Source organism: Dokdonia sp. MED134 (assembly GCF_000152925.2).
In the GTDB taxonomy this organism is placed as follows: Bacteria; Bacteroidota; Bacteroidia; order Flavobacteriales; family Flavobacteriaceae; genus Dokdonia.
On the sequence record NZ_CP009301.1, the window covers coordinates 1,559,779 to 1,582,149 of the forward strand.

Here is a 22,371-nt window from a genome sequence, read left to right on the forward strand (position 1 = left end):
GTAAAAATAAAAATGAGCGCACCAATAATTGCTAAAATGGAGAACACTGAAATTAGTAAAACAGAATCTATCTTTTCTGAGGACATAAAAATGCTATTGAAAAAAAGCCATACAAAAGAACATTTACAACTACCAGAATAAGGTAGACCACGTTACGACTAGGTAAAAAATCTTTAGTAAGACTGAATGTTATAGGTAAATAACCTAAAGTAAAAATTAATATGCCAGTGACAATCCAAAAAGCTGGTAATCTAATAAAATCTATTAATTGATTTGATTTTATAAGAGAGGTATAAAACAAAATGGAAAGTAAAAACATTATCATCGTACCTACTGTAGACTGAATCTTTAACTCTCCAGTTATATCCTCAAGTATCAAGCTAAAAATTAATGAAATAACATAGCATACAGCCAATAAAACGACAAGTTTATTCTTGCTAAGAATTTTATAAAACCAACTTATAAAAAATAGATATGTAACTATGTCAAATAAGGTATACAATAGTTTATCAATACTGCTTATACCATTGAAATGAGAGCAAACTTCAATTAAAACCACAAATAACATATAAAATGGAAAGTAAACCAGATTTCCTAGCTTAAGCTCTTTCCAACGCCAAAAAGATATGATTGCAGATAAGAACAAAGCAAGCTTTGTCACAATTAACAAAATATCACTCATCATTAATTTGCTGTTTTAAATATACTAATTGGAACCTCCTTCAACAGGCTCCGCATCACCTGGTTCTTTACCCATAGGGTCTAACTTATCATAAAAAGCGTGTGGATATGAGAATTTCTTATAATCATCAGTATCAGGAAAATCTGGATCGTCACTATCAGGATCTGGAGTTGCGTGCATCGCTTGAAAAAAAACAGTTGACCTTGGGACATTGTTTTCATCATTCTTTGCTCCAAAGTATATCACTGCTCCAGGATTTTGTTTTCCCTGTGCAATGGCTTCTTTTTTTATATTAATCAAATATTTTTGTAAATCATCAATATCCTTAACAATGACACCTACATTATCTGGCTCTCCGTTTTGATATTGACCTTCTACACCTATGGTAATATACTTATGCTGGTTATTAAAATAAGTTTGTTGTAATTGATATGCGTCGTTTTCACTTATTATATGTTGAGGGTCTGGGGCGCCGCTCGGACAGTCACAACAAGAGATTAACAAAGTAGATAGTACAGCAAGAACTGCTAATTGTTTGAATGTTTTCATAATTAGAATGGTTAGTTATGCTTAAATATAGCTAAATATTACTAGTTAAAATTTAAGCCCTAGAGCTCTATAGCTCTAAGGCCTTATTTTATTAATTGATTAGACAGAAGTTATCAAACCCAACGAACATTCTCCCAAAATCCTCAAATGGTAAATGAGAATTTGATATCATAATATGGTTGAATCCGGCTGGTGGCATAGGCAACGTATTTGTATCTAATGCAAATGACACACTCGTGTACGTATTTGTAGTACCAGATGTGATGGTAACCTCACCAAGGTAAACCGTGTTTGAAGAACCAAACAAATCTAGATTAGACGGTGTTCCTACTCCAGTAGGGTTTGCAGGTAGCGGTGTACTTGTATCATAATTAACTCCATAAATCCCTACCTTGATGTCATTTGACGTTGCACAAGCTTGACTCATATTTGCATAATCAAAACTGAGTGTATAAGTCCCAGTATTGGGGCTTATAACAGCATTGAGTTGATTAAAAAAACCTTCTCTAAATGTAGCACCAGCATCTGCATTGCTATTATTCTCAACCCACATACCTGCAAAAACTCCAGATTGTGGGGTAGGCCCTACAAAACATCCAGCACCATAATTTGTTGTCGTATCGTCAAAAAGATCTGCGAGACTTCCAGATTGCCATAATGGACCCCAGCCAGTTGCTAAGTCAATATCATTATCAACTACAGTATTAGGGTCTCCTGTTGTAATTTCAAAGTCACCATTTTGAAAAAATCCAGGGCATTCAGAAATTAAAGTGAAATCTGGAATACACTCACAAAACTCATTTACAGTCCCATTAGAAACCCCATCGCCATTTACAGAACAAGCGTCTCCTATATTAAGCCCTAAGCTCGGGCAATCTATACTTTGAGTTACTTCATACCCACACTCATCATCACTACAGCTCACTCCTAGAATGGCTAGTGACATCATTATTGTTATTTTATATATTGTTTTCATTTTATTTTTAGATTAAAAAAAGGACCGCTTTATCTAAGCTAATTATCAACACCTTATCAGATCATAGTTCAACAATGATTGTTGTGATAGAGCAGTCCCTTTGGCTAACACTTAATTTTAATTACAGATTACTTTCATCTCTGTGCGTCTGTTTATTTGGTGTTTTGTCTCACTACAAGAAACCCCATCTGCACACTCATTAAGTAATCTTGACTCACCGTATCCCTTACCTGTGATTTTGCTTCGGCTTACACCTTGCGAGACTACATAGTCTACCGCGGCATTTGCTCTGTTTTGAGATAGCGTTTGGTTATAAGAGTCTGACGCTCTAGAATCTGTATGCGAGCTTACCTCTACACGTATACCAGGATTATCTTTCATAAACTGTGCAAGCCTATTAAGCTCTGGTCGTGCATCTGGACGTATATCATATTTATCCAGATCATATAAAATATTATTTAGTGTAATGGCTTTACCACACTCTGCTTCTTCTAGACAGATCTCAAGCTTTACAAAGAGTGTTGTACTTCTGTCATACTCGGCTGGGTTTATTGTAACCGTTTGAGAAAAGTATTTATCTTTCTTACCTCTCAACTCATAAGAGCCACGTTGCCCTATATGTAATATGTAGGTACCATTCTCATCTGTGATTGTACTTTTTTGTTCTGCAGCTGTGAGATTTTTTATAATGACATCTACACCAGGTAGTCCAGTTGCAGTATTACAGATAACGGCTTTACCTTGAAGAATAAAGTTCTCGTCTTCATAAAGAATCTCCTTTTGTAAAGTCTGTCCTTCTTTAAACTCAGAAGCTCCTGCATTGTTACTAGTTAGACCCACCTCATAAAGTTGCCCATCTATAACATAATCATCTTTTGCTATGTCATTAAACACTACTATACCAAAGGTATTTGTAGTTCCTGTTTGCACAATATTACCTGCGCTATCACGCAAAGCAACATCTGTATCAGGTAGTACTTCTCTTGTAAACTTATCACGAGCTGTCACCGCCAGCGAGTACTTCTCACAACTAGTACAACACTTATTATCGTGCTTAGATTTTAACTTTATAGTTAATCCTGCAAATAGGCCTACAGATGATATATCGTGCTCACAAGCTTCTGCACGCGTGTAAATATCACCGGTGAGACTGCTACCCTGCTCTGAAATAGTAGCATCATAATATCTAGCAGCCATACCACCATCAAGACTCTCTTGTACAGCAAAATGTCTCATATAGTAAGCTCCTGCGTGTATGCCAAAAGTTTGATTAAAGAAATAGGTAAATCTCAGTTGGGCTTTACCCGTAAGAACACTACCCTCATCATAACCTGCGTGAAAGTTCAATCGATCATTTATAACAGTATTCTCTCTCAACTGAGTCAGTCCGCCTTTTATACTAGCAAGACCACCTCTAAGATTTAGCTCTGCTTTAAACTTATTACTGGGTGACACATACTGAAAGTTAGGTCCTATACCATAAAAGAATCTAGTAATACCCTCCTCTCTCAAAGAGAAATCTGTGAGTGTTGTTCCTGAGATATCTATAAGATTATCTATAGGAAACGTGCTCTCCGGACTGTTTTTAATGTAATCAAGATCTAGCCCTACACCAAACCATCTCCAGTAATAGTCTACAGAGAGACCCAGTTCAATACCTCCTTGATAATCTATAAAAGGAGTATCATTATCATATGTAGGAAAATCATATCCTACTCGGGGACTCAACTGCCAGTAATTGTGGTCAGGATGTGTCTGCGCTACACTCCCCCAAGTGCAAGCGAATACTACGAGTAGTACGACGGTTTTCATAAATGCTTTCATAATTAAAAGTTGTTGTTAATAATGATGCAAATATGAACCAGTTACTTAAGGTGTAAAATAGCCACTACACGAACGGTAGTTTTGAGTACAGCAACGGTAATTATAAAATGATAATAGATATGTACGCTTTCGCGAAAACGTATAAAAAAACCCGATACATTGCTGTATCGGGTGTTAAGGTTTTCGCGAAAGCGAAATTATATACTATCCTCCAAAGTCATCAAAACGGATGTTCTCATCTGGAATTCCATAATCTTCTCCCATTTTCTGAACAGCGTTGTTCATAAGTGGAGGACCACAGAAATAAAGTTCGATATCTTCTGGTGACTCGTGCTTGCTTAAGTACTGGTCAATTACTACTTGGTGAATGAAACCTACAAAACCGTCTCCTTCTCCATCTGTAGAGTCTTTTACTTTCCAGTTATCTTCTTCCATAGGCTCAGAAAGCGCTAGATAAAATTTAAAGTTAGGGAATTCTCTCTCTAACTCACGGAAGTGCTCTAAGTAGAATAACTCACGCTTAGAACGTCCTCCATACCAGTAAGTAACCGTACGTCCTGTTTTAAGGGTTTTGAAAAGGTGATACAGGTGTGAACGCATAGGTGCCATTCCTGCTCCTCCTCCTACGTAAAGCATTTCTGCTTCAGATTCGTTTATGAAGAATTCTCCATAAGGCCCAGAGATAACTACTTTATCACCTGGCTTCTGTGCAAATATGTATGATGAAGCAACCCCAGGGTTAACATCCATCCATTGGTTTTTAGCACGATCCCACGGCGGCGTAGCAATACGCACGTTAAGCATAATCTCGCGTCCCTCTGCTGGAAAAGAAGCCATAGAGTATGCACGCTCTACAGTCTCATTATTTTTCATTGTAAGTGGCCATAGACCAAACTTATCCCACTCTGCTTGAAACTTATCTGGTGTTTCGTGCTCTTCTGGGTGAGCCGTGATATCTATATCCTTATAGTTAATCGTACACTCAGGGATTTCAATCTGGATATATCCTCCAGCTTTATACCCCATATCTTCTGGTATCTCAACTACAAATTCTTTAATGAATGATGCTACGTTATAGTTACGTACAACCGTTGCCTCCCATTTTTTAATTCCAAAAACTTCTTCTGGAATCGTGATGTTCATATTTTGCTTCACCTTTACTTGACAAGCAAGACGTGCTCCGTGAGCAAGCTCCTTACGAGAGAAGTGTGGTGTCTCTGTAGGTAATGCTTCTCCACCTCCTTCAAGAACGTGACACTCACATTGTATACAAGTACCTCCACCTCCACAAGCAGATGGTAAAAATATTTTATTGTTTCCAAGAGTTGATAAGAGCGTACCTCCAGAGGCAACTTCAACTTCTTTTTCACCATTTATAGTAATTGTTACAGGTCCTGATGGAGATAACTTTTGCTTAGTAAAAAGCAATAAGCCCACAAGGATTAACGTAAGCACTAAAAAGGCAGCGATTGTGGCGATAACAACGCCAGACATTGATGCAGCTAGTAACATAATTAGTTTTCTTTTTCGTTAGCAATTTCAACCTCGATCATAGCTACGGGTTGCGTATTTTCTTCTTGTAACTCTATTTGAGCAGCATCGGTTGCTGGTGCAGCTTCTTCTTCGTCACCACCTGTAAGCATTCCTCCAAAACTCATAAAACCTATTGCCATAAGACCTGTAATGATAAAAGTAATACCAAGACCTCTTAATGGAGCAGGAACATTTGAGTAACGTATTTTCTCACGTATCGCCGCAATTGCAAGAATTGCAAGGAACCAACCTATACCTGAAGATATACCGTAGTTAAAGGCAAGACCTAACGTTTGGATATCTCTAGATTGCATAAATAATGACCCTCCTAAGATGGCACAGTTTACTGCAATAAGTGGTAAGAAAATACCAAGTGAGTTATATAATGACGGAGAGAACTTCTCTACTACAATCTCTACCAGTTGTACCATTGTTGCAATAGTTGCGATAAATAGTATGAATGATAAGAAACTTAAGTCATAATCTGCATATTCTGGTCCTAACCACGCTAGTGCGCCATCACGAAGAATATACTGGTCAAGTAGCCAGTTTATAGGCACTGTTACTGCTAGTACAAATATGACAGCAGCACCAAGACCAACAGCGGTTGACACTTTTTTAGACACGGCTAGGTAAGAACACATTCCTAAGAAGGTGGCAAATACCATATTGTCTATGAAAATCGATTTGAAAAATAATTCAATATGCTCTAACATATCTTTGATTTTATAGGTTTACGCTTTCGCGAAAGCGTGATAATTCATTTTCTAGTTCTCTTCTACGAGTGCAGGGTTCTTACTACGCTGTACCCAGATAATGAGTCCAACTACGATAAGTGCCATAGGTGATAGTAACATAAAACCGTTATTCTCGTAGCCTATGCTGTATAATCCTGTTTTTTCTATAGGATCTCCTAGTACTTTAATACCTAGAAGCGTTCCTGAACCTAATAGCTCTCTGAAGAAACCTACTATGATTAAGATCACACCATAACCAAGTGCGTTACCTATCCCGTCTAAAAATGATCTGTATGGACCATTACCTAAAGCAAAAGCTTCAAAACGTCCCATAATGATACAGTTTGTAATGATAAGACCTACAAAGACTGAAAGTTCTTTACTAAGCTCATAAGCAAATGCCTTGAGCGTCTGGTCTACTACAATTACAAGTGTTGCCACAACGATAAGTTGTACAATAATTCTAATTTTTGATGGTATGATGTTACGCATAAGCGATATCACTACGTTACCAATACCTAGTACAAATAGTACCGATACTGCCATTACGATAGACGCTTTAAGCTGAGCAGTAATTGCTAGGGCCGAACAGATACCTAATACTTGAATAGTAATTGGGTTATCATCTGCTAATGGATCAAGAATGAGTCGTTGATCTTTTTTTGATAGTATCGCCATTATGCTTTGGTTTTAAAATCTTTAATTACTGGAACGTAGCTCTTAAGCGTGCTTTTAATCATTGCACTCACACCGTCACCAGTGATCGTTGCACCTGCTAGAGCATCTACTTTATTATCGTCCTTACGTTCATTTTTTGGATCATTGTTACCTTTTGCAACTGTGATACCTGAGTACTGAGTGTCTGACATAATTTGCTCACCAGTAAAGTCGTCCATAAAGTAACGTTCTTTAATGTTTGCACCTAGACCAGGAGTCTCTCCTTTGTGATCAAAAAATACACCTTGTACAACTAGATCTTTATCTAGCGCTACATATCCCCAGATAGCATCCCAAAGTCCTTTACCGTACATAGGCACAACAAAAAATTGTTTACCATCACGCTCTCCTACAAAAAGAGGCATCTTGCGCTCATTTTTAGGCAACTTGCTTTGCTTCTTCATATCTACAGTAAATGCCTCATCACTTTGAGTCACTTTACCATTCTGGATGATGTAAGCTTCTTTAATGTACTTATCGTACTCTGCTTCTACCTTATCTGTAGGGATGAAGTTTACACCTCCATCTCCTTCTACATTCTCATTTACGCCCATTGCATAAAGAATGTTCTGCTGCTTTTCAAAGCGCTCATTTTCTTTAATAGCAGGCTTAAGACCTTGTGCTAGTCCTGCTAGAACTCCTCCTACTACGACTACCATAATAGTCGCAAAGAGAATTGTATATCCGTTTCCGTCTGTCTTTGCCATCGTTATGCTGTTTTAAGTTTAAGACGCTTCATTCTTCTCTTCACATTCCCTTGTACCACGTAGTGATCAATTGTAGGAGCAAATACGTTCATTAATAAGATCGCTAGGAATACTCCTTCTGGGTATGCTGGGTTAAATACACGTATCATAATAGATATAAAACCTATTAAGAAACCGTAAATGTATTTCCCTTTATTAGTTTGTGATGCAGTTACCGGGTCTGTTGCCATATATACTGCTCCAAATAAAATACTACCTATTATAAGGTGTTGCCAGAAAGGAACACTCATTAAGCCATAAAACTTACTAGTATCATCTATCCATCCTGCATCTACAACTCCATTAAAGATAAGTCCCATTGCTAGTGCTCCTACTATAGTAGAAAGTATGATTCTCCAGCTACCTATCTTTGTAAAGATTAAGAATAAGGCTCCTACAATAATGAGTATTTTAGAAGTCTCCCCTACAGATCCAGGAATAAATCCTAAGAACATATCTGTGTAGTCATAATTAATCGTGGCAGCATTTTGAGCATAACTACCTAAGATAGTTTCTCCAGATATTGCATCTGGTGTTCCTGCTCTCTCTACTGCTTCGTGTACCCACACCTTATCTCCAGACATCCACGTTGGGTATGCAAAGAATAAGAAAGCACGTATAGTCAGTGCTGGGTTTAGGATATTCATCCCTGTACCTCCAAAAACTTCTTTACCTATTACTACACCAAAAACAACTGCTACCGCAAGCATCCATAATGGAATGTCTATAGGTACAATAAGTGGCACAAGCATTCCAGTCACTAAGTAACCCTCCTCTACCTCGTGTCCTTTTATAACAGCAAAAATAAATTCTACAAGTAATCCTACACCGTAAGAAACAATTACTAATGGCAGTACTGTCCAAGCTCCTATAGAGAAGTTATCTAGATTCCAGAAGTTAGTACTAAAGAACCCTTGAGCTGCTTCAATCTCTCCTGTTGCGAGATAATGCTGGTAACCAGCATTAAATATTCCAAATAACAAACAAGGAATCAATGCTATGATTACCGTGTTCATTGTACGTTTTAAATCATCTACCGCTCTTATGTGACCACCACTGTGTGTAGTCTCGTTTGGAGCGTATAAAAAAGTGTGAAGTGCGTTGAAAGCCGGAGCCATCTTCTTCCCTTCATACTTCATTTTAAGCTTATGTAAACTTTCTTTCATTCCCATAACTTATCCTATTTCTTTATACATAACATCTAATCCCTTACGAATGATCTCTTGGTGTGGCTGCTTAGACACACACATAAATTCTGTAAGTGCAAAATCTTCTGGAGCCACCTCATACATTCCTAAAGCTTCCATCTCGTCTAGATCTTCTACCATACAAGCCTTAAGGATTTGCATAGGGTAAATATCTAGAGGAAAAACCTCTTCATAATTTCCAGTTACTACAAATGCACGGTGCTCACCGTTTGTATTTGTGTCTAGATCATATTTCTTTTTAGGCTGTAACCAAGAAAAAGTAAGTGCTCTAGATGGAGAGATTTTATCAAAAACAGGCTTATTCCACCCGAAGAATTCATAATCATCACCCTCTGGTATTACTACAAACTCTGTTGCATAAAACCCAAGCGCTCCGTCTGGTTTAACTTTAGCACCTGTTAACACGTTACCAGAGATAAAGCGATTATTATCACCTTCTACTCCAGCATCATATGCAAATGTAGATACCTCTGCACCTATGATTGTACGGTAATACTTAGGCGCTTTTATAGAAGACCCAGAAACCGATATCACACGTTGTGCGTTAAACTTACCTGTAAGTAACAACTCTCCTATAACGACAAGATCTTGTGCTGCAACCGTCCAGGCAGTCTCACCTTTGTTAATAGGACTTGTTTTATTTATTAAGGTTCCCACATTACCAGCTGGGTGTGGTCCTTTTACTGTATATGTTGTAACACCTGTAAGGCTTGCAAATACGGATGCACTAGAACCTATAGATACGTGTACACCACCATCTGTAAGTTTTCCTAATGCTGTAACTGCCGCTTGCAGCGCTGCTTCTTTACCTGCCAGTACAAAATCAAGATCTGCAGCAAGTGGTCCAGTGTTTACACCAGATATAAAAATTGCTTTTGGAGATACTGTTGGGTTTGCAACCACATCATAAGGACGTTGTTTTATAAACGGCCACACACCACCTTCAAGCAATCTTGCTTTTACAGTAGCAGCATCTGCAGTTGGACTCAACGCTCCAAGATCACGAGTAGCACCAGCATAATCTGCTTCAATTACGATATCAGTAATCACACGGCGAGCGCCACGCTTGATTTCTGTAATTGTTCCAGCAACTGGAGATACAAATTTGATTTCTTCTTGAGACTTTGAGTAGAAAATCTCGTCTCCAGCCTTAAGGCTAGCTCCTTCTTTAAGGACCATTTTAGGAGTCACGAGATGAAAATCTGAAGGCCTAATAGTAATGGTACGCGATCTAGGCCCTTCAGAAATTGTCTTTTCTGCTTCGCCTACTAATCGGATATCAAGACCTTTTTTGATTCTGATGTCTTTTGACATATGTCAGTAGATTTATGTTATCTAAAATCCTCTAAAATTGAGGTGCGCAAATTTACAAAATACGTCTCATTTTTCCGAGCTAGAAAAAGTGAAAGTATTATTTATAACATTTCTAAATAAGAGTTTGTCAATCTGTTTAATAAACAGCCACTTTTTTAAGAAATCTATACTTAGACGCTCCACAAAATTCATAACGACTTCAAGTAGGCACCGCTACTCGTGGTTCATTTTCATTACAGACTCACATTAAGTACTTTAAAATTCAATTATTACCTTACAATGTATTCAATTTCTAAAGTTTTAAATACGCTTTCGCGAAAGCGTAAAAAACACAGTACCACATCTTATCACGCATACCTCAACGCAATATCTCGGCATCAAATTTGTTTATATTTGGCAACCATCAGTCCACTATGAAAAATTATTTTACACTTTTCTTACTATTTGCAACGTTTACCACCTTTGCACAGGTAGCACAAGAAGTACCAGAACCTCCTTTTATTAAAACGGTACAATTTAACGCTAGCAGCACATCTGGAACATCTTTACCCATACTACAACTAGGTAGCAGGTTGTCGCTTTCTTTTGACGATATTTATGGAGATGAGCGTGATTACTTTTATAAAATCACGCATCACAATGCAGACTGGACAGAGAGTAGCCTTGCTAGATCTGAGTATATGGACGGGATGGATAATGTACGCATTCTCAATTTTGAAAACTCGGTTGCAACGCTCCAGTTATACACGCACTATGAGCTATCTATACCTAACCAGATGACTAAGCGCCTCACAAAAACAGGCAATTACCTCCTTAGCATTTACGATGAAGAAGGTGAGCTCGTTTTCTCACGTAAGTTTATGATATTCTCACCCCAATTTAATGTAGGAGCTCAAGTAAAAAGGTCAAGAGATTTACAATACATCAACTCAAAACAAGTACTGCGATTTTTTATAGACTCTGGAGATGAAGTTATTATAAACCCAAAACAAAATCTTCACACAGTTTTAATACAAAACAACAACCTCAAAACAGCCATTACAGGCATAGAGCCTCAATATAATATAGGTAACAGGCTCGAGTATAGATATGACCAAGAGACCGCTTTCTGGGCTGGCAATGAGTTTTTTAACTTTGAAAACAAAGATGTGCGTGCCGCTACTTTTGCCATAAAAAGCATAGAGCTCAAGAGCCTGTATCACAATTATCTATACTCTAATCCAGCTAGGTATGACCAGCCCTACACCTACAATCCAGATATAAACGGAAACTTTCTCATAAACACCCTACAAGGTCGCACACCTCTTACCGAGGCAGAGTATGTATGGATACACTTCTCTTTGAGACACCCTAAACTTCTCGATGAGCAGTCTATACATCTATATGGGAACTTCAACAACTATGTAATAGACAATAGCACAAAACTGGAGTGGAACACCCGCACTAGAAGATACGAGCTACCGTACTTACTTAAACAAGGTTTTTACAACTACAATTATGTGCTAGTAAACAAAGATGGAAGCATAGATTATAAGAATAGTCTAGACGGGAACTTTTGGCAAACAGAAAACAACTATCAAATACTAGTGTATTACCGCAAGCCTGGAGGACGTTTTGACGAGCTGGTAGGTTTAGGACAAACTAATTCTTCACAAATAACAAATTAGATTTTTACGCTTTCGCGAAAGCGTATTCACTAAAATCATATATTTACAGGGATGAAGGAAACACCTGTAAAATCTAACTCACGTAAGGCGATGAAATATCGTGGCGTTGAGTGCCTTAACTGCGGGCACCCGCTAGACCTTACCGATCGTTATTGTGCATACTGCGGGCAAATTAACACGACAAAACGGCTCACTATAAAAGACTTCTTTAATGAGTTTGTACTTAGTGTGTTTACTTATGACTCCCGTTTTAGATATACCGTTAAAGACCTACTTTTTAAACCAGGAACCATCACAAGGTACTATGTAGAAGGGAAGCGCCTCAAATATGCAAACCCCTTTCGGTTTTTTCTGAGTGCGTCCATTTCTTATTTTATATTACTCGCAATCATAGGTTTTATAAATGGAAATAACGACTTAGATTTTACAGATGAGGGTGTCGTGCAACTCAATGTAGACCAAGCCAAAGACGATATAGACTCCATAAAAGAAATCACAAAAGACATTGATCTCAACGAGCTTCAAAACCTCAACAATGAAGAAGCACAACTCCTTGAAGAAAAAATAAACAACACTGTAGAGAAGAGTGTAAAAAAGCTAAAAGAGAGAAAACAAGCACAAGAAGCAAAAAAAGACTCCATCGTAAAAGTGCCTTATGACACAAGAGCAGAAAGCTCTATAAACGGGATCTACCTTGAGAACATATTTACAAAAGGCGAGATATTTTACGACTTTTATGAATACACAGACATAAGTGACCCACGAGAAGCTCTAGATAGCTTAAAATATAGTAAGACCAGAACCAACGTGTTTTTATATAGCAAGAATGAGGATATAAAACGCGTTAAGGATAATCCGGCTCGTTTTTTAAGATTTCTAGCTTCTAAGATTCCGTTTTTCTTATTCTTTTTTGCACCTATTTTTGCGCTTTTCTTATGGCTAATTTATTCAAAGAAGAAGTTTAATTATATGGAGCACTTAGTCTTCATATTTCACATATTCAGCTGGGTGTTTTTAGTATTGCTCATTGCCCTTATTCCAGACCTACTTATTGGAGATGAAATAGTTGCATCTCTATTACTCATTCTTGTGGGTCCGTTTTACTTTTACAAGGCGTTGCGTAATTTTTACAAACAAAAACGCAGGTGGACAATTCTAAAATTTGTATTTTTAAACATAGTATTCTATTTAGGAGCGACATTATTTGCAGTAATCTTCTTTGCGATTACCGCATTTTTATTTTAAAATGGTACAACAAGTAACTAGAGGCATAAAGATTTCGGTAGAGACTACCTTTGAGGGCACGTTTTATAAAAACTATAAAATGCACTTCGCCTTTGGCTACAAAGTAACCATAGACAACCAGAGTAAAGATAGCGTGCAACTTATGGCACGTCACTGGAAAATACAAGACGCTCTTAACACTCCCGAAGTCGTAAATGGCGAGGGTGTGATAGGCAAAAAACCTGTTTTGAAACCGGGCGAAAGCCACACCTATAGTTCTGGTTGCTTACTTACGTCTCCCTTTGGCTCTATGGAAGGGCATTACCAGATGGTAAACTTTACAACCACAAAAAAATTCAGAGTAAAAATACCTGCCTTTAAGCTGAGCGCACCTTTTGCATTAAACTAGCTGCCGTTTGCCCTGTAAGCTCAAGGCGAAAAATCTCTTCTCCCTGTTGTATTGTACAGTATAAACAGTTACTATCATAAACAAACTTATAAGGTTGTGTAGCATCAAACCCTTCTGGCAATTGTGCAGTACCACAAAAGTCTTGCACTCCACGCTCTGTATATCTTTTTACTAATGCCTTAGTCTTATCACCCTGGACTTCTAAATAAAAGTAAGCTCCACTACCCGTCCCATCTAGAAAGGTAGCTCCTTCTGGCACCTCAATACTTATCCCATCTTGATCAAGAACCTCAGGAACCTTTCGGTCAAAGAAGTTTGTGAGGTTTTCTTTTAAGGCTGTAGATGTATATGGTTTTATACACCCATTATACACCTCATACACCCCGTCTTGTGATGCACTACGCTCTACATTACCCACGGTGCTGGGAGTAAATTTCTTATTGCGCTTAAGATATTTTATTATGGAGTTATTATTTGTACTAGCTAGAATCGTGTCTGTCACAAATCTTGCACAGTTACTTCCCACTTTCCCAAAGGCTTTGTAAGGAATACTCCCTTGCCCTTGAAGACACATTATATATGAAAGGGCTTTATCATAATCTACCGTATCACATAAGGATGCAACAAGACGACCCTCCCCGTGTGTTTTTTCTGGATGCGCTTCTAGCCATAGCAAAAGCTCATTAAGATTAATTAATTGATTATTTTTTATCTGAGCTTTTACGGGCACAACAAGCTCTACATCTGTAAGAGCCCCACGCACTCTCCCCTTGCCTGGAGGAGTAATATACCTGCCAAAATCAAAGTATTGAGCCACTCCCGTTTCATTTTCTATAAGAACCAGCGCAGCGTGACCTGCTTTAATATGTGTGCGTGTGCCTAAGCCTACCAGTGGTAGTATTTTACACATAAGCTCATCAGACATTTTTACAAAAGTATCTGGAAAAGCAAGCACTATTATTTTACCTGTATTTTTCAAACAGCAACTGTATCAAAGTTAGTAATGTGCACCTCATCCTTTTGTAAATCGCGGTAGGTCATTATACAATCTTCCTTAGTCTTTTCTACTTGGGTAACACTTACGGTTCCTAGTTTACCACGATTCATTTTAAGATCTACCTTTTCATCTCCCTCACCAGCTGTGGTGTGAAAACTTGATAATTGCTCACTACTCCAATCAGTATTTTGAGCAAATGTTTTGAACCACTTTTTACGCTTCTCCTTCATCTCTGTAGTATACAGTGTAGAAGAAGACCATATTTTTGGTAAATCATCTAGTTCGCTTATATGCGCCTTCACTCCATCCCAAACCAGTTCTGTTGCCTTGAGACCAGTGTTCCAATCTATAGCGATAATGGTGAAGGGCTCAATTCCCTCATAGTCAAAATCATTTATAGAAGTCGTTAAATCATCAGACTTAAGTAGTTCTTTTACCACTACGCCTCTACTCATCTTATAATCCTCAACCTTGATATGATTTTCAAACCCTCCATTAAGAAGACAAATCATTGTATTTTTTTCTGAAACTCCTATCCACGATCCTCCGGCTACGGCATCTTTTGGAAACAGCATTTTCACCCCATCTATATCATAAAAGCTAGGCGCAAGTGTGGTTCTTCCATAAGCCTCGTCGCGGTTAGACGTTAGAATAAAAGTGTTATCTTTTTTAGGTATATAAGTAACTGTGCACATTCTTTATGGGTCGTAAGTTCTGTTTGCAACTTACGAAAAAGCCTACACTTGCGGTTTCGATACCTATTATTTTGTACGTATGACTGTCTACAGTAGCCACACTCATACTAAAATGTGATCTTAACAAATTTAGATGTGATTGTCTTCTATTTTGCTTTCGCGAAAGCGTAAAAAACCCCAACTGTTACAGTATTGCCAAACCGCTGAGCTATCGCAATAGAATTTGTACTTTTGCATTACCAAAAAATTAAAACCAAACACCACTATGGGAAAAGGATTTTTTCAAGTTCCAATCGCTGTAAACGAAGAGGTAAAATCGTATGCACCAGGCTCTCCAGAACGCGAGGCCGTTGCCGCAGCTTATAAAGAGTTATTTAACGCACATACCGAAGTACCTATGTACATAAACGGTAAAGAGGTGCGTACTAAAAATACACAACCTATTACGCCACCGCACGATCACAAGAAGGTGGTAGGTGAGTTTCACCTTGCCGAAAAAACACACATTGACCAGGCTATCGCTGGGGCACTTGAGGCTCGTACGGAGTGGGCAGAGCTTCCTTGGGAGCAACGTGCTGGTATTTTCTTAAAAGCTGCAGAGCTTATCGCTGGACCTTACCGCGCAAAGATTAATGCTGCAACAATGATTAACCAGTCTAAAACGATTTACCAAGCAGAGATTGATGCTGCTTGTGAGCTTATAGACTTCTTACGTTTTAACGTGCAGTTTATGACAGATATCTATAACGAGCAGCCAGAGTCTACCTCTGGAGCTTGGAATAGACTAGAATACCGTCCGCTAGAAGGATTTATCTATGCGATTACTCCTTTTAACTTTACAGCCATCGCGGCAAACCTTCCTGCTGCTTGTGCACTTATGGGTAATGTAGTAGTATGGAAACCTTCAGATAGCCAGATGCTTTCTGCAAAGATTATACTTGACATCTTCCGTGAGGCAGGTGTACCAGATGGTGTGATACAAGTGGTACACGGTGATCCAGTAATGATTACAGATACCGTACTTGCAAGTCCAGATTTTTCTGGATTACACTTTACAGGATCTACACACGTATTTAAAGATGTGTGGAAAAAGATAGGAGAAAACATACATAACTATAAAACTTACCCTCGCATTGTAGGTGAGACAGGTGGTAAAGATTTTATCGTTGCACACCCTACTGCACCAGCAAAACAAGTGGCAACAGCGATCTCTCGTGGAGCGTTTGAGTTCCAAGGTCAAAAATGTAGTGCTGCAAGTCGCGGGTACATACCAGCATCTTCTTGGGAAGAAATTAAAGAGCTTGTGATAGAAGACGTAAAGTCTTTTAAAATGGGATCTCCAGAAGATATGAGTAACTTTATCACTGCCGTAATACACGAAGGATCTTTTGATAAGCTTGCAAAATACATTGACCAGGCAAAAGAAGATGCAAACGCAGAGATTATAGTAGGTGGTGGTCACGATAAGAAAAAAGGGTACTTTATAGAGCCTACCGTTATTGTAACTACAGATCCTAATTATACAACAATGCACACAGAGCTTTTTGGCCCAGTGATGACTATTTATGTATATGAAGATAAAGACTGGAGCGAGATGCTTAAGCTTGTAGACAGCACTAGTGAGTATGCACTTACCGGAGCAATACTAGCAACAGATCGTTATGCAATACAAGAAGCTACAAAAGCACTTAAAAATGCCGCTGGTAACTTCTATATAAACGATAAGCCTACGGGAGCTGTTGTAGGGCAACAACCTTTTGGGGGAGCACGTGCTTCTGGAACAAATGACAAAGCAGGATCTGCTTTAAACCTACTACGTTGGGTAAGCCCACGTATGATTAAGGAAACATTTGTTACTCCTACAGATTACAGATACCCTTTCTTAGCTAAGAAATAGGTAACTTTTTTTCGTCTTTTAGACGAGGTATATAATAAGCAACAGGCTTTCTATTATAGAGAGCCTGTTTTTTATTGCGCTTTCGCGAAAGCGGAATTACAGAATTTGGCGCTAGAGGGTTTTTCACTCACTAAAAAGGCCACTACCCCGAAAGTCTACACGCACCATATACCTCTGGGATTCCCATAAGGCGTACCTCGCGCAAGCTATTACCATAACGCTGCACTCTCATAGGTATCAACCATATTGCATACCCAAAAATCACAACCCACAATGCAACAGCCATAAAAAAAGATGCGATAGGATCCACCAGATAACACAGATACTGAACGCCTGTTACAGCAGTTACTGCCTTTATCACATACCTAGCCCATAACTTGACTGCGTATACCCTCACCTTATGCTCTTTTCTAGTTTTTGGCAATTCCATACCGAAATGCATAAGCAAAGCATATGCAAAAGGTCTATGTGCAGTTGCGGCCACACTTGCGCTACCTAACAGCATTAAAAAATGTAGTATCTCCATTAGATTAATTTTAAAAAACAGCCGCTGCTATCTGTCTAATATTATCACTTTTACCCATTGAGTAATAATGAAGTACAGGCACTCCAGCAGCTTGCAACTCCTTGCTTTGATGTATGCACCACTCTATTCCTATCTGGCGTATGGCAGCAGTGTCTCTTGCTTTTACAACCTCCATTACTAATGCATCTGGCACATCTACGCTAAAGCGCTGTGGTATTAAATTGAGTTGCTTCTTTGTCGCCAGCGGCTTGAGTCCTGGTATAATAGGTTTTGTGATACCTGCGGCTCTGCATTTATCTACAAAATCAAAGTATTTCTGATTGTCAAAAAACATTTGGGTCACCACATAACAAGCACCAGCTTCTAGCTTTTTTTTCAAAAAATGAATATCACTTTCAAGACTGGGCGCTTCCAGGTGCTTTTCTGGATATCCCGCCACACCTATGCAAAAATCTGTTTTGGCGCTATTCTGCAAATCTTCATCTAGGTAGGTTCCGTTGTTTAAATCAATAATTTGCTCTACGAGGTCTTGCGCATAGATATTTCCATTTTTATTGGGCTTGTAGTAAGTCTCACTCTTGACCGCATCCCCACGTAAGGCCATCACATTCTCAATACCTAGAAAATCCATATCTATCAAAAAATTCTCTGTATCTTCTTTAGAAAAACCTCCACACAACACGTGCGGTACTGCATCTACTTGATAGCGGTTTTGTATCGCAGCACAAATACCCACGGTACCAGGTCGCTTGCGCACCACCTTTTTCTCTAGCAATCCATCCTCACGCTCCTTATAAATGTATTCCTCACGGTGATAAGTTACATCAATAAAAGGCGGCTTAAATTCCATAAGCGGATCTATATTATCAAAAATGGTATTGATATTTTGCCCTTTGAGAGGTGGCAAGATTTCAAAAGAAAAATCGGTTCTCTTCGCTGCTATTGCTTCTGCTATGTGATCTCGTACTTTTGTCATAATCTACTCTGCTATATTTGGGGTGAGCCATTTTTCCGCTTTCGCGAAAGCAATATTTTTGCGGCTCGCATAGTCCTTTACTTGATCTTCTTTTATTTTCCCTAGCCCGAAATACCTTGCCTCTGGATGCCCGAAATAATACCCGCTCACACTTGCCGCCGGCCACATCGCCAAACTTTCGGTAAGGGTAACACCTATGGACTCTTCCACGCCAAGCAACTTCCAGATAGTCTCTTTCTCCAAATGATCTGGACAAGCGGGATAACCTGGCGCTGGACGAATACCTTGGTATTTTTCTTTAATTAAATCTGTATTAGCTAGTGCTTCTCTGGTGGCATACCCCCAGTGCTTTGTGCGCACTTCCTTATGTAGATATTCGGCAAAGGCTTCTGCGAGTCTATCTGCAAGTGCTTTAATCATTATCGCGCTGTAATCATCAAGCGCATCTTCAAACTCTTTTGCCTTTCTGGCTGTTCCAAATCCTGCTGTAACACAAAAGGCACCCATATAATCTTGCAATCCACTATCCAGCGGAGCAATAAAATCTGATAGCGCAATATTGGGCTTGCCCGCTGCCTTTTTTGATTGTTGCCTAAGGGTTCTAAATGTTATCGAATCTTCACTCTGCTCCTGACTTATAATTATATCATCTTGGTTATTTGCATTTGCCTTAAAAAGTCCAAAAGTCGCTTTAGTAGTGAGCCACTTTTCGGCAATGATTTGTTTGAGCATTTGTTGTGCATCGGCAAATAGTTCGCTGGCTTGTGTTCCTACCACCTCATCTGTCAAAAGTTCTGGGTACTTACCGTGCAAATCCCAACTCCTGAAAAATGGACTCCAATCTATATAAGGCACCAGTTCGTTGAGATCTAAATGTTCAATCACTTGTACATCTAGTTCTTTTGGAGCGACAATACCTTCGGCTTTAAAATCTATCTTTAATTTATTTGCTCTCGCCTGCTCAATCGTTACGTATTCCTTAATGCGTTGTCTTGAGTTAAAATTTTCGCGAAAGCGGGCATATTCATCCTTCAGTTCATTTTTAAAAAGAACACTTGTATCCTTCTGTAACAAATCGCCCACAATAGTCACCGCCCTGCTTGCATCGTTTACGTGCACAACGGCACTCTCATAATGCGTATCAATTTTTACAGCAGTGTGTGCCTTGCTTGTGGTCGCACCACCTATCAAAACTGGGATTTTGATATCTTGTCTTGCTAGCTCTTTGGCTAGATAAACCATCTCATCAAGGCTAGGTGTAATTAAACCACTTAGACCTATGATGTCTGCATTTTCGGCAAGGGCGGTGGCTATGATTTTTTCTGGCGGCACCATCACACCTAGGTCTATAATCTCATAATTATTGCACGCTAGCACAACGCTCACGATGTTTTTACCTATGTCGTGCACATCTCCTTTTACGGTTGCCATAACAATTTTACCCGCACTCTGACTCGCGGCTTGGGTACCGTTTCTCAACTTCTCTTCTTCTATGTAGGGTAATAAATAAGCAACGGCTTTTTTCATCACTCTGGCAGATTTTACCACTTGAGGTAAAAACATCTTCCCACTCCCAAAAAGATCTCCCACTACATTCATACCCGTCATCAAGTGACCTTCTATTACTTTAATTGGAGCATCTACAGCTTGTCTAGCCTCTTCTACATCTTGTAGAATATAGGCATCTATTCCTTTTACCAGTGCTCTGGTAATACGGCTCTGCACATCTTCTGTTCGCCAGGCTTCGGTTTCTTTTTGTGTAGATTCTTTTTGACCTACAGTCTCTGCAAATGTGAGTAGGCGCTCTGTTGCATCATCTCTTCTATTGAGTATTACATCTTCGACACGCTCTAGTAAATCTGCTGGAATATCATCATACACCTCTAGCAAAGCGGGATTAACGATACCCATATTCATCCCTGCATCGATAGCGTGATACAAAAACACCGAGTGCATCGCCTCGCGCACGGCATTATTTCCTCTAAAACTGAAAGACACATTACTTACACCACCACTCACACTACAATGAGGTAAATTATTTTTTACCCATCGCGTGCTCTCTATAAAGTCTAATGCATTCCGTTTATGCTCATCCATACCCGTCGCCACAGGAAAAATATTGAGATCAAATATGATATCTTCTGCCGGGAAGTTTACCTCATTAACCAAAATCTCGTAGCTGCGCTTTGCAATCTCAATGCGACGCTCATAAGTATCTGCCTGACCTACTTCGTCAAAAGCCATTACAATCACAGCGGCACCATAACGTTTGATAGCCTTTGCTTGCTGTATAAAAATGGCTACTCCTTCTTTTAAAGAAATAGAGTTTACAACACATTTACCTTGTACTACCTGCAATCCAGCTTCTATAATCTCCCATTTAGAGCTATCTATCATAATGGGCACTCTCGCGATATCTGGCTCTGCTATCACAAGATTTAAAAAGGTAACCATCGCCTCCTTGCCATCTATGAGACCGTCATCCATATTAATATCGATGATCTGGGCGCCGTTTTCTACTTGATCTCTAGCGACAGAAAGTGCTTCTTCAAATTGTCGCTCTTTTATGAGTCTCAAAAACTTTCTTGACCCCGCAACATTAGTACGTTCTCCTACATTTATAAAATTACTTTCTGGAGTAATTACCAGAGGCTCAAGGCCAGAAAGTCGCATATATCTAGGAGTCACATTCATTATAGCTTACATTTTCTAGGGGTTACATTGGCTACTAGTTGAGCAATGGCTTTAATGTGTGCAGGTGTGGTACCACAGCAGCCACCCACAATATTTACAAGGTTTTTATCGATGTATTTTTTAATCTGTATTGCCATTTGTTCTGGTGTTTCATCATACTCCCCGAAGGCATTAGGCAATCCCGCATTAGGATGTGCAGAAATACCCACCTCTGTTTTACTTGCTATAGCTTCTAGATGTGGTTGCAGCTGACTAGCACCTAGCGCACAGTTAAAACCAACAGACAACAGCGGAATATGTGATACCGAAATTAAAAATGCCTCTGCCGTTTGCCCAGAAAGCGTTCTACCAGAAGCGTCTGTTATAGTACCCGAAATCATTACTGGCGTGTCTACCGCTCGCTCCTCTTTTACCTGATCTATCGCAAAAAGCGCAGCCTTGGCATTGAGCGTGTCAAACACAGTTTCTACCAGTAGTAAATCTACACCACCATCTAGCAAGGCTTCTACTTGCTGCTTATAAGCAACTCTAAGTTCTTCAAAACTCACGGCACGATAACCCGGGTCATTTACATCTGGAGACATACTCGCCGTCTTGTTTGTAGGGCCTATGCTTCCTGCTACAAATCTGGGTTTGTGAGGTTCTTTTGTGGTTATGGATTGAGCGACATCTCTCGCAATTTTCGCGGAAGCGTAATTCAAATCATACACATACTCCTCCATCTCATAATCTGCCATTGCAATGGTGGTACTCGAGAAGGTGTTAGTCTCCACAATATCTGCTCCCGCCTCAAAATACTTGCGGTGCACCTCTGCAATTGCGGCAGGCTGCGTAAGTGACAGTAAATCATTATTACCTTTTACAGACCGATGAAAATCTTTAAAGCGCTCTCCTCTAAAATCTTCTTCACTAAAGTTATACGCCTGCAGCATCGTACCCATCGCACCATCTAGCACGAGGATACGCTCCTTTAGTGCCTTTGTAAGTGCCGTGCTCATAA

At 39.2% G+C, this 22,371-nt stretch carries 20 protein-coding genes; 4 read left to right on the plus strand and 16 right to left on the minus strand.

Features of this window, described 5'->3' with window-relative positions; all coding sequences use genetic code 11:
- Positions 1–67: 67 nt before the first annotated feature.
- The 10 genes from MED134_RS06995 to MED134_RS07040 all read right to left on the minus strand — a co-directional run bounded on the left by MED134_RS06995 (position 68) and on the right by MED134_RS07040 (position 10,286).
- A complete protein-coding gene (locus MED134_RS06995) occupies positions 68–685 on the minus strand; it encodes a hypothetical protein (protein ID WP_021778078.1) in 618 nt (205 codons plus the stop codon).
- Positions 686–706: 21 nt separating this feature from the next.
- The gene (locus MED134_RS07000; protein ID WP_021778077.1) at positions 707–1,231 is read right to left on the minus strand and encodes a hypothetical protein; all 525 of its coding nucleotides are present in this window, start codon (positions 1,229–1,231) and stop codon (positions 707–709) included.
- A gap of 91 nt (positions 1,232–1,322) precedes the next feature.
- Entirely contained in the window at positions 1,323–2,207 is an 885-nt protein-coding gene (locus MED134_RS07005; RefSeq protein WP_021778076.1) for a hypothetical protein, read from the minus strand.
- A 117-nt stretch (positions 2,208–2,324) separates the two neighbouring features.
- Positions 2,325–4,031: an OmpA family protein gene (locus MED134_RS07010; protein WP_021778075.1), complete on the minus strand. Its 1,707-nt coding sequence runs from the start codon at positions 4,029–4,031 to the stop codon at positions 2,325–2,327.
- Between the two features lie 204 nt (positions 4,032–4,235).
- Positions 4,236–5,543, minus strand: a complete 1,308-nt coding sequence (gene nqrF, locus MED134_RS07015) for an NADH:ubiquinone reductase (Na(+)-transporting) subunit F (protein ID WP_021778074.1) — start codon at positions 5,541–5,543, stop codon at positions 4,236–4,238.
- 2 nt (positions 5,544–5,545) lie between these two features.
- On the minus strand, positions 5,546–6,280 hold the full coding sequence (nqrE, locus tag MED134_RS07020) for an NADH:ubiquinone reductase (Na(+)-transporting) subunit E (protein ID WP_021778073.1): 735 nt from the start codon (positions 6,278–6,280) through the stop codon (positions 5,546–5,548).
- 51 nt (positions 6,281–6,331) lie between these two features.
- Entirely contained in the window at positions 6,332–6,979 is a 648-nt protein-coding gene (locus MED134_RS07025; protein ID WP_021778072.1) for an NADH:ubiquinone reductase (Na(+)-transporting) subunit D, read from the minus strand.
- Positions 6,979–7,725, minus strand: a complete 747-nt coding sequence (locus tag MED134_RS07030; RefSeq protein ID WP_021778071.1) for a Na(+)-translocating NADH-quinone reductase subunit C — start codon at positions 7,723–7,725, stop codon at positions 6,979–6,981. The genes MED134_RS07025 and MED134_RS07030 overlap by 1 nt, the downstream gene beginning before the upstream one ends.
- Before the next feature lie 2 nt (positions 7,726–7,727).
- The gene (locus MED134_RS07035; protein WP_021778070.1) at positions 7,728–8,936 is read right to left on the minus strand and encodes an NADH:ubiquinone reductase (Na(+)-transporting) subunit B; all 1,209 of its coding nucleotides are present in this window, start codon (positions 8,934–8,936) and stop codon (positions 7,728–7,730) included.
- 3 nt (positions 8,937–8,939) lie between these two features.
- Positions 8,940–10,286, minus strand: a complete 1,347-nt coding sequence (locus MED134_RS07040; RefSeq protein WP_021778069.1) for a Na(+)-translocating NADH-quinone reductase subunit A — start codon at positions 10,284–10,286, stop codon at positions 8,940–8,942.
- A gap of 413 nt (positions 10,287–10,699) precedes the next feature.
- Here MED134_RS07040 and MED134_RS07045 point away from each other — a divergent pair, with 413 nt between their 5' ends.
- Genes MED134_RS07045 through apaG form a run of 3 tightly spaced genes read left to right on the plus strand, consistent with a single transcriptional unit; the run spans position 10,700 to position 13,586 of the window.
- Complete coding sequence (locus MED134_RS07045) at positions 10,700–11,953, plus strand: DUF5103 domain-containing protein (protein WP_021778068.1); 1,254 nt, start codon at positions 10,700–10,702, stop codon at positions 11,951–11,953.
- 51 nt (positions 11,954–12,004) lie between these two features.
- Positions 12,005–13,198 carry a DUF3667 domain-containing protein gene (locus tag MED134_RS14705; RefSeq protein ID WP_021778067.1) on the plus strand — a complete coding sequence of 398 codons (1,194 nt, stop codon included), beginning with the start codon at positions 12,005–12,007 and terminating at the stop codon, positions 13,196–13,198.
- 1 nt (position 13,199) lies between these two features.
- Positions 13,200–13,586: a Co2+/Mg2+ efflux protein ApaG gene (gene apaG, locus MED134_RS07055; RefSeq protein ID WP_021778066.1), complete on the plus strand. Its 387-nt coding sequence runs from the start codon at positions 13,200–13,202 to the stop codon at positions 13,584–13,586.
- Here the strand turns inward: apaG and MED134_RS07060 are convergent.
- Both MED134_RS07060 and MED134_RS07065 read right to left on the minus strand, forming a co-directional pair.
- Positions 13,555–14,565: a DUF6695 family protein gene (locus MED134_RS07060; protein WP_148305638.1), complete on the minus strand. Its 1,011-nt coding sequence runs from the start codon at positions 14,563–14,565 to the stop codon at positions 13,555–13,557. The two genes, apaG and MED134_RS07060, sit on opposite strands and share 32 nt — an antisense overlap.
- On the minus strand, positions 14,562–15,278 hold the full coding sequence (locus MED134_RS07065; protein ID WP_021778064.1) for an NRDE family protein: 717 nt from the start codon (positions 15,276–15,278) through the stop codon (positions 14,562–14,564). Before MED134_RS07065 ends, MED134_RS07060 begins: the two co-directional genes overlap by 4 nt.
- A gap of 265 nt (positions 15,279–15,543) precedes the next feature.
- Here MED134_RS07065 and pruA point away from each other — a divergent pair, with 265 nt between their 5' ends.
- Complete coding sequence (gene pruA, locus MED134_RS07070) at positions 15,544–17,175, plus strand: L-glutamate gamma-semialdehyde dehydrogenase (RefSeq protein ID WP_021778063.1); 1,632 nt, start codon at positions 15,544–15,546, stop codon at positions 17,173–17,175.
- Positions 17,176–17,317: 142 nt separating this feature from the next.
- Here pruA and MED134_RS07075 read toward each other — a convergent pair whose 3' ends face one another.
- From MED134_RS07075 to MED134_RS07090, 4 genes are read right to left on the minus strand one after another with little or no spacing between them, the layout of a single operon-like run.
- Positions 17,318–17,701, minus strand: coding sequence for a hypothetical protein (locus tag MED134_RS07075; RefSeq protein WP_021778062.1), 384 nt, complete (start codon positions 17,699–17,701; stop codon positions 17,318–17,320).
- Positions 17,702–17,711: 10 nt separating this feature from the next.
- Positions 17,712–18,677 carry a methylenetetrahydrofolate reductase [NAD(P)H] gene (metF, locus tag MED134_RS07080; RefSeq protein ID WP_021778061.1) on the minus strand — a complete coding sequence of 322 codons (966 nt, stop codon included), beginning with the start codon at positions 18,675–18,677 and terminating at the stop codon, positions 17,712–17,714.
- A gap of 3 nt (positions 18,678–18,680) precedes the next feature.
- A complete protein-coding gene (gene metH, locus MED134_RS07085; protein WP_021778060.1) occupies positions 18,681–21,371 on the minus strand; it encodes a methionine synthase in 2,691 nt (896 codons plus the stop codon).
- A complete protein-coding gene (locus tag MED134_RS07090; RefSeq protein WP_021778059.1) occupies positions 21,371–22,369 on the minus strand; it encodes a homocysteine S-methyltransferase family protein in 999 nt (332 codons plus the stop codon). The genes metH and MED134_RS07090 overlap by 1 nt, the downstream gene beginning before the upstream one ends.
- Between the last annotated feature and the right edge of the window lie 2 nt (positions 22,370–22,371).

Bases quoted from the DNA above. Each gene is read 5' to 3' on its own strand.
- apaG (WP_021778066.1), top strand. From the start codon at position 13,200: ATGGTACAACAAGTAACTAGAGGCATAAAGATTTCGGTAGAGACTACC.
- metH (WP_021778060.1), bottom strand. From the start codon at position 21,371: ATGAATGTGACTCCTAGATATATGCGACTTTCTGGCCTTGAGCCTCTG.
- MED134_RS14705 (WP_021778067.1), top strand. From the start codon at position 12,005: ATGAAGGAAACACCTGTAAAATCTAACTCACGTAAGGCGATGAAATAT.
- pruA (WP_021778063.1), top strand. From the start codon at position 15,544: ATGGGAAAAGGATTTTTTCAAGTTCCAATCGCTGTAAACGAAGAGGTA.
- MED134_RS07000 (WP_021778077.1), bottom strand. From the start codon at position 1,231: ATGAAAACATTCAAACAATTAGCAGTTCTTGCTGTACTATCTACTTTG.
- metF (WP_021778061.1), bottom strand. From the start codon at position 18,677: ATGACAAAAGTACGAGATCACATAGCAGAAGCAATAGCAGCGAAGAGA.
- MED134_RS07035 (WP_021778070.1), bottom strand. From the start codon at position 8,936: ATGGGAATGAAAGAAAGTTTACATAAGCTTAAAATGAAGTATGAAGGG.
- MED134_RS07005 (WP_021778076.1), bottom strand. From the start codon at position 2,207: ATGAAAACAATATATAAAATAACAATAATGATGTCACTAGCCATTCTA.
- MED134_RS07030 (WP_021778071.1), bottom strand. From the start codon at position 7,725: ATGGCAAAGACAGACGGAAACGGATATACAATTCTCTTTGCGACTATT.
- nqrF (WP_021778074.1), bottom strand. From the start codon at position 5,543: ATGTTACTAGCTGCATCAATGTCTGGCGTTGTTATCGCCACAATCGCT.
- MED134_RS07090 (WP_021778059.1), bottom strand. From the start codon at position 22,369: ATGAGCACGGCACTTACAAAGGCACTAAAGGAGCGTATCCTCGTGCTA.
- MED134_RS06995 (WP_021778078.1), bottom strand. From the start codon at position 685: ATGATGAGTGATATTTTGTTAATTGTGACAAAGCTTGCTTTGTTCTTA.
- MED134_RS07025 (WP_021778072.1), bottom strand. From the start codon at position 6,979: ATGGCGATACTATCAAAAAAAGATCAACGACTCATTCTTGATCCATTA.
- MED134_RS07010 (WP_021778075.1), bottom strand. From the start codon at position 4,031: ATGAAAGCATTTATGAAAACCGTCGTACTACTCGTAGTATTCGCTTGC.
- MED134_RS07045 (WP_021778068.1), top strand. From the start codon at position 10,700: ATGAAAAATTATTTTACACTTTTCTTACTATTTGCAACGTTTACCACC.
- MED134_RS07075 (WP_021778062.1), bottom strand. From the start codon at position 17,701: ATGGAGATACTACATTTTTTAATGCTGTTAGGTAGCGCAAGTGTGGCC.
- nqrE (WP_021778073.1), bottom strand. From the start codon at position 6,280: ATGTTAGAGCATATTGAATTATTTTTCAAATCGATTTTCATAGACAAT.
- MED134_RS07040 (WP_021778069.1), bottom strand. From the start codon at position 10,286: ATGTCAAAAGACATCAGAATCAAAAAAGGTCTTGATATCCGATTAGTA.
- MED134_RS07065 (WP_021778064.1), bottom strand. From the start codon at position 15,278: ATGTGCACAGTTACTTATATACCTAAAAAAGATAACACTTTTATTCTA.